General features: G+C 26.5%; 2 protein-coding genes. Both read right to left on the minus strand.

Annotation, left to right across the window (positions count from 1 at the left end):
- The coding region (locus tag HG1285_RS04100; protein ID WP_008288719.1) for a UvrD-helicase domain-containing protein at positions 1-1,271 on the minus strand (1,271 nt) is incomplete at its 3' end.
- On the minus strand, positions 1,272-2,256 hold a 985-nt coding region (locus tag HG1285_RS04095; protein ID WP_008288720.1), incomplete at its 5' end, for a PD-(D/E)XK nuclease family protein. It abuts the gene before it with no gap.

Genomic DNA, 2,256 nt, shown 5'->3' on the forward strand with positions numbered 1-2,256 from the left:
TCTGAAAGCATTTTATTGAAAAACTCCACCAGCTCAGGCTCACTCCTGTAATTTGTATCTATAACTTCATTTGAGAAAGTATTTTCATTTAAAAAATCAAAATAAACGTTTAAATCTGCATTTCTCCATGTGTAAATACACTGCTTAGGGTCTCCAAAAAGATAAATGTTGTTGTTAGATATTTCTTTTATTATCTGGGTTTGAATATTATCTGTATCCTGAAACTCATCAATGAAAATGTACTTAAAGCTGTTTTTTATCTGTTCTTTAATGCTTGGCTTACTTTTTATCATTTCAAGGGTTTTTTCTAAAATATCGTCAAAATCTATTATTTTTTCTTCTTTTTTTATGTTCTCAACAAATGAAATAAATTGCCAGATTTTATTTAAAAGCAGGTTTGCATTGTAATCAAGCAGTCTAATTTTCAACTTATAAAGTGTATTTATAATATTTTCCTGAAAATTTAAAAATTCTTTATCTTTTGATAAAGGTTTTATATTTTTTTTGTAAAAAATTTTTTCCTCTTCTGTTAATTTTTTGGGTTTTTTGAAAATTTTAGCTTTTTCAGGCTTTATACTGGGTAAATTTTGTAAATCTTCTGAGTTTAACTTATGAAGTACAGCATTAAGATTTATTTCCCAAAATTTTTCTGCCTGCGGGAAAAGGTATGAGTATTTATTAAAAAACTCGTCAATTAAGCCTTTAAGCTGGTTAGCTAATTCTTTAATACTTTTCTCTTGATTATTAAAATTAATATCAGGCTTTTTTAACTTTAATCTTTCCTTGTAAAGCTGTAGAAAAATTTTCTTTAATTTCTTTTCATTATCTGTAAAAAAGGTTATTATTTTTTCCCAGTCTTTAGGGTTTTCTTCAAAATCCTTTTCTATCCATTTTTCAAAAAATAGCCCTAGGATATAATCAAGTTGTGAGCTTAAAACAGAAAAAGATTTATCTATTCCTGAAACATGAGGATATTTTTTCAAAAACCTAAAAAATACGCTGTGAAATGTTCCTATATATCCACTGTCTATAAATAAAAGCTGTCTGTGTAGCTTTATTTTTTCTTTTTTGGATACATTCGGGTCTTTTAATGCTTCCTTTATTCTTTCGGAAATTTTTTCTTTTAATTCTGCTGCTGCTTTTTCTGTAAAGGTTAAAATTAATATCTGTCTTAAGGATACATCTTCTTTCCTTATTTTATCTAAAACTTGGGAAACAAGACTGTAAGTTTTACCTGTACCGGCTGATGCTATGTAATTTATGTTTGCCATTTATTGTTCCTCTAAAATTTTATCTTTCAAGCAAAAATCTTTATAAGAGCAGTAATCGCATAAATCATTTTTTAGAGGGTAGAAATATTTTTCTTTTAACTGCTTAAGTAAGTTTTTTAAATAAGTTGTAAGCTGATTAATCTGTGTTTCGTCTTCTAAAGAATAAACAAACTTTCCAGTTTCGTCATTTAAAGCTATTATTCCAAGTTCTCTAATGTTTTTTCCCTCGTTTTCTAAAAACTCTTTGTATATAACAAGCTGAATGTACTTATTTTTTATCTCTTTTTCTAAATTTTCTGGGGATTTTCCTGTTTTATAATCGTAAATATAGAAGTTATTTTGACAGTCTTTGTCTGCTCTATCTATTTTTCCGCTAAAATACCTATTTTTATAACTTCTTTCCAAAATCTCAGTTTTTTTATTTTCTTTTTCTAACCTTTCTATATCAAAATAGATAAATTTTATTGTTCTTTCTAAAAGCTTTAATGCTTTATTTTCCTCAAAAGGTCTAAATGAAGGTAGTATCATTTTTAATTTTTCTTTTATTTCTTTTTCAAATCCCTTTTTTAATTCTTCTATTTCTTCCTCTAAATTTTCAAACGGGTATTTTTTATACAGCTTTTCAAGAAGGTTATGTATTAAAGTTCCTTTTTCTGCAGGTGAAATGACTGTCCTATCGGGTTCTTCAATTTCTTCAATACCTATAATATGGTCTAAGTAAAACTTATAAGGACAGTAAGCATAGGTGCTAAAGTCCGTAGCTGAAACTGGAAATTTTATTTTCACATCATCAAATTTAAAATCTTCTTTAGATACATTCTCAATTTTTTCAAGTTTTTTCCATTTATTTTTTAATTTCTCATCTACATCTTTTAAATGTTTTGCATATTTAACATAGAAATCTTTTAAATTGCTTTCATTAGACACGCTTACAGGATTTATTTCTTTTAAATCAAGAATTCTCACTATTTCCTCAATTAAAAAT

It is taken from the genome of Hydrogenivirga sp. 128-5-R1-1, assembly GCF_000171895.1.